General features: G+C 45.4%; 3 protein-coding genes. All 3 read right to left on the bottom strand.

The window, feature by feature from the left end; all coding sequences use genetic code 11:
* Positions 1-263 precede the first annotated feature (263 nt).
* Positions 264-1820, bottom strand: a complete 1557-nt coding sequence (locus AC0WRU_RS03970) for a glycoside hydrolase family 32 protein (protein WP_476128560.1) — start codon at positions 1818-1820, stop codon at positions 264-266.
* Between the two features lie 196 nt (positions 1821-2016).
* On the bottom strand, positions 2017-3516 hold the full coding sequence (locus tag AC0WRU_RS03965) for a glycoside hydrolase family 68 protein (protein WP_476127309.1): 1500 nt from the start codon (positions 3514-3516) through the stop codon (positions 2017-2019).
* Between the two features lie 890 nt (positions 3517-4406).
* On the bottom strand, positions 4407-5921 hold the full coding sequence (locus AC0WRU_RS03960; protein ID WP_476128559.1) for an MDR family MFS transporter: 1515 nt from the start codon (positions 5919-5921) through the stop codon (positions 4407-4409).
* Positions 5922-6000: the final 79 nt, after the last annotated feature.

The raw sequence follows: 6000 nt of genomic DNA, 5'->3' as shown, positions 1-6000 counted from the left end.
TGAAATAGAGTAATTTAGAATCGTTCCTATAAACATGCTTTTAGGAACGCAGATATTGCCCTTCACCAATGCCGGAGCAAACATGGGATAGGCCTTTTTATGACCATGATCGTTATTATTCTAGTAGGAACTTTATTCTAGCGAGTAAATCCTGAAACTAATTTAGTTAAGGCTGAAAAGTACAATAGTTGAATAAAGAGGCAGCTCGGACCTCATTTTGGTGCCCGAACTGCCTCTTTTTTATAGACTTCTAACGATACCCGCTAACGATTAAAATGCTTGACCACTACATTGTTAAACATAGCCGGGCCGCCATCGGCAAAAAGAGTAATTCCCTGATCCTCTAGTTCTGGGAATATTAAACTGGAATAAGCAACTTCACCGTCATCTACAAATACTTCAATGCTGGTTTTATCGACGAGAATGTTTAGGTGAACCTTTTTCTTAGTGGCATCAAAAGGCGCCCTGCTCTCTACATATTTTCCACTCTGATCCGGCTGCCTGGTGTTGGCTCTATTTACGTAGGAGTATTGCCCATCCGTCGAAACGCCGACATCCACATGACGCTTGCCATCCGCTGACTCTCGAAGTCTCAAGCCCGTATTTTTGATCGTTGACCAAGATACATCCGCCTCTAACTGATAGGCATCACCTGCTACTGGAAGTGGGTGAGAGCCCTCTACCTTGATCTGTCCAAATGATTCCGTTGAGGTTTGGAATTGCCCCAAAGCTTTTACCGGCTGTGAAACCAAGCGATATCCGGCATCTGCTATATGCTTCAGCCGAATTTGACGAACAATCGAATCCATTCCATTAAAGCCTTCCTTTAGGGTAGGCGTGTTATGGGCATAATCCCAATTATTCATCCAGGCCAGAGCATAACGGTGACTGTATTTATCTTTGTCTTTCCCATCCTCAAACGTAACTGCACTATACCAGTCAAAGCCATAATCCAGCCACTCAGGCTCACTACGATCAGGAAGAAATGCTTCTCCATTAAAATCTCCCGTCCAGTAGGCATACGTGTTGGGCCCGCCTGTTGGTTTGCTATTGGCGCTCACGCCCAGAATCCATTGATAGCTTCCATCATCGGCCCGCATCCGGTAAAGGTCAGGACATTCCACAAGCCCGATATTTTCCGTTTGAAAGCCGCTCGTATACCGCCAATTCTTTAAATTATCAGACTCATAAAAGCCAATCTTCGTTCCCTCTGCCATGACCATCACCCATTGATTACGTTGAGTATCTCGGATGATTTTGGGGTCTCTGAAGTCCTTTGTACCGGGGTTGGACATCACAGGCTTGTTGCGGTAAGAAGTAAACGTCTTGCCTTTGTCCGTACTGTACCACAAAAATTGTTCCTGCTTTCCTCCATCTGCGGAGGGTTGTGTCACAATGGCTACAAGCGCTCCTTTACCAAAACCTGCGGTGTTATTATCGTCGATCACGACTGAACCGGACCAAGGATCTCCATTCGGGTTCGTATATTTAGGAATCGCCACCCCTTCATCTTTCCAATGAACCAGGTCGGTAGATGTGGCATGTCGCCATTCTGTACCGTTCTTTTTGGGATAGTCACGATTATATAAATAGTAATAATGATATTTTTCATCGAAATAAATGGGCCGTTGAGGATCATTCTTCCACTTATCCGGAACGGTAAAATGATAGGAAGCCCGGTAGGTTGGCCTCTTCTGTGTTTCTAGACTTTCACTTTTAGCCGGGTGATAAAGACTCCAGCCTATCGCTAATAAAATACTTAAGCCCACGATGACCACGATGGATCGTATCCAAATGCTCTTAGAAGCTATGTTTTTCATCATGACGATCCTCCCCACTCTCTTTGTCTGGATAGTCTGACGAGCATGCGGGAATGGTCGGTTCCCATCCTCTCATTGCACGATATGTATCGTCCGGTATGGGACGGCTCGGTAAATCAAGGTAACCCTTAATTCACCAAGTTACTCAGAGACGTGTGAATCTCAGCCCCCGGTATCGTCCCACCGGACTACCTACTTATTTCTTCCCATAGTCATATGGTGGTACTTCCTTGTCGTCCGTCGGGTCAATCGTGATTTGTCCTTGCTCCAGAATTCCGTTCTTCACAACAGAAGTTTTGGAGCCTTTAATGTTCAGCAGGAAGCTTGGCGCAAAAGTGGATTTGTGATCCGGGAACAGTCCACGGTTTGTCATATAGCTGGTTACCACAACGTTATTTCCTTTGCCTTGCGGAATAGCAAAATGGGCATACGTCCAGGTAATATCATCACGATCCAGATTTTGGTGAAGAACGAGACCGGTTCCATTCAGGGGCTTATAAGGCCCTGTCAAAGAAGTCGATACGTAACCCAGCATGTAAATATCGTCGTCTCCAACGGCATCAACGGTAGATTTGGAACCTCTGGTGCTTGTAAACAAATACCACAAACCATTCATTTTGAAAACATTCGCCCGTTCAATTTCATCGGTTACCAGATTGGATGCAATTAGCGGGTCCATCACTTTTTTCAACGTATAATCATTATTTAATTCCACGATTCCCAAAGCACCGTTTGCCACTTCGGCCCCGTTTTTCTTGGGACTTTGCTGCAGATTTTGTAGCTCTTTCGTGAAAAATTCGTTATTCCCGCCATAATACTCAGATTTATAAAGGGAATCCTCTCCCTGGTAGCCCGTCTCTGTACCCGTGTTCGCTTCAAATATGATATATTTTTTTCCTTGATCTTCAATGTAATGAGGGTCTCTGAATGTGTGGTTATCTAGGTTTACTCCCACGCTTTGCTGAACATTCTGATAAATTTTCCCGTCGCCAGCATCGTAAATCGATTTGAGGTCCTCTATGCCATCCACTTTCAGGGTTTCGTCATTGGGTTGAGAAAGATTAATTTGGGCCGTAGCCAAGGTTTGCTTGCCGTATAGTTTGTTCTCCGGCTCAAAAGGCTGTCTGCTCGTATAAAATAAACGCACTTCTCCATCCGACGTTAAAGTAGCAGAACCGGACCATTCCTCCGCCTGATTCTTCAGGATTGGATCGTTTGCAAGGAATTTATCGTTATCCTTAAATACTCTTCCGGCATTTTTCCAGCCTTCCAGCGAGGTGTTGCCTGCTTTTTGATAGAACAGATAGACAAACGTATCCTCTGCTCTTTTAGGATCGCCTGCCAGTCCAAAAACAATGTTGTACCCCTTGTAATTAGCTATCGTGCCATCGGCATTTTGTAACGGCCAAGTATCCCATACATCCAGATCAATCAGCTTGCCCGATCCGTCGCGGCCTTTTGCCGAAGGAATATTTTTGATGGTAGATGCATCAAAGGATGGAACCTCATATTTTTCTTTGCCCTGCTGTTTGAAAATATCCAGCATATCATGACGCGTGATTTGGGTAAACCTGCTGTCTTCCTCCAGATCAGCACCGTCTTTTTCCTTCGCAAAAGCTTGAATGCCGCCTCCTAACAGCAAGGTAGTTGCTACCGTTACGGTTGCTGCATTTCTGAACCATTTGTTAAACTTCAAGTATTCCATCTCCCTTTTCGATTATTCTTCCCTGTATCGGATACTCAACTTTTATGTTGGTAGGGCCATTCTATATTTAATGCTTAACGATTGATATAGACTAGATCTCCCCTTTTATTCATGGCTAAAGAAGGAGACCTCTTGAGCTCTATCCTCATATTTGCCTAGTGAATTTCTGAAAATCTCATTTTCTTTCATTTTACTTACACTTGGATAAATTTATTTCTTGATTTTTTTGCATATTCAATTTTTCTAGGTAGGTCGCTTCATTTTCCTTCAAAATCATTCAAAAAAATTCATCAAAAAATCCATTTGCAAACGAATTCAGAAAAACGGTACTTTAGGGCCCCTTTAATTTTCGACAAAAATATTAGATGCATGTGTAATAAGACTATTCTACCAATAATTTACTTATGTAGTTATTTACATACGGTATTTCTGACATAAAAAATACACCTCTGATGCTCATTAGCCCAACTATATAAACTGAATTTAAAAGTTACCTATGGTGCCACTACGCAGTCGGATAGTGCTTCCCATCGCCACCGCCCCTCCGGATTTCTCGAATAAAGCCTGTGATTAGAGAAGAAATCCGGGGAGGTGATGCTTCCGAAGCGAGCTTTCCTACGAAAAGCTTTTAAAGCGATCGCTTCGCTTGTACAGCACCACCCCGACTACTCCGTTTTCTATGTACATTTTCTGCTTATCTATGTGAGAAAAAAACTAAACCTATTAAACTATCAGGAAATGACGATTAAAAAAATAGCAGTAGCTCTGGACGCTATTTCCCTGTCCCAAGCTACCGCTATTTCCCTATATATTCTGTATTTTCATACCGCTATACAAGCAATAAACATTCTCCAAGGAAACGATCTACGATTCCTTTATTCCTATGCAGTTCCTTCCTGTGCCGCCTTTGCAGGCTTGCTTGCTTCTTCCTCCGTACCCGGTGGACGGTTCCGCAACCCGAGGACGACAAACCAACTAATAACCGCAATAATGACCATGATGATGAACAGGGAATGCAGACTGTTTTCCAGCACGGAACGGAGCAAGCCAGCGGTCTTGTCACTCAAGCTTTGTGAGGCATGAGGAGCAAGCAAACCGTTAATATCCTCCTGCGTAACCCCCTGCAGTGTAAGCTGTCCATCTGCTGTCTGGGCAGCAATGCGATAATTAAGCCATGAACCGAAGGCTGCGACACCAATGGTTTGCCCCAGTGTTCGCAGGAACGTATTCAATGCTGTAGATGCACCACGCAGTTGGAACCCGACCGAAGACTGGGCAATAATGGTAAACATAGTCATGGAGAAGCCAAAGCCCAATCCATACAATAATGTGGATAGGAACAGCAGCCAGATCGGCGCCGTTTCGCCCATCAGGGTCATCACGAAGGCACCCAGTACAATCAGGGTCAGTCCGACTAATGAGGTTCGACGCGAACCCAAAGTCAGCAAAATGCGTCCCCCGATCATGGAGCCGAACAGCCATCCTACTGACATCGGAGCCAGCGCCAGACCGGATGAAGCGGCATCTCCACCGTGTACGCCTTGAATCCAAAGCGGCAGGTAGCTTGTCAGCCCGATCAGTAGAGAACTGACCAGCAGTGCTGCGGCACAGGAAAAAGCGATATCCGGTATCCGAAACAGCTTTAGCGGCACCATCGGTTCCTGAGCATGCTTTTCAATAACCAAAAACAGAATCAGGAATAAAATAGCGACGGCTGCCAAGGCCAGCAATTCAGGAGAAGCCCAACCGACATATTGTCCGCCCAGTGCCAATACGAGCAAAAGAGCCGTCATTCCAATGGTAAAGGTCACAGCTCCCGGCACGTCGATGCGCGCGGTGCGCTTGGCTACCTGCTCCCGCAGGTAACGAGCGATGAAGAACATTGCAAGCAGTCCAAAAGGGACGTTAAAGCCGAAAATCCATTCCCAGCCAAAATAAGTGACCACGTAACCGCCCAGCAAAGGCCCGATCAGAGAAGAAATCCCCCATACCGAGCTGATCATTCCCTGAACTTTGCCGCGTTCCTCCATTTTGTATATATCTCCGATAATGGTAAAGGTAACGGGAATCACGCCGCCCGCTCCAATCCCTTGAATAGCCCGGTACAAAATAAGCTGCTCCATACTACCAGCCATCATACAAAGCAAAGAACCGAGTACAAACAATGAACAGCCGATCAGAAAAATCGGTTTGCGACCAAATAAATCGCTAAGCTTGCCGAAAATAGGTGTAGTTACAGCCATCGTCAGCAAATAGGCCGTAAAAATCCAGCTGAGCAAATTCACGCTGCCCAGTTCACTAACAATAGTCGGTCCGGCAGGACCGATGACGGTTCCCTCAATCGCGGCCAGAAAGGTGGCCAACAGAACACCGGTCAGCACGAGCCCGCGCTTCAAGGGTTTATCTTTTCCCAAGCAAATCACAAATCCTTTCCTTGTGTAAACTGGTTGCACCTGTGCAATTCGACTGCACAGG

This window comes from Paenibacillus sp. 1-8 (assembly GCF_056316205.1).
Note: the sequence above shows the minus strand (reverse complement) of the source record. Positions and strands in the feature narration are given on the sequence as shown.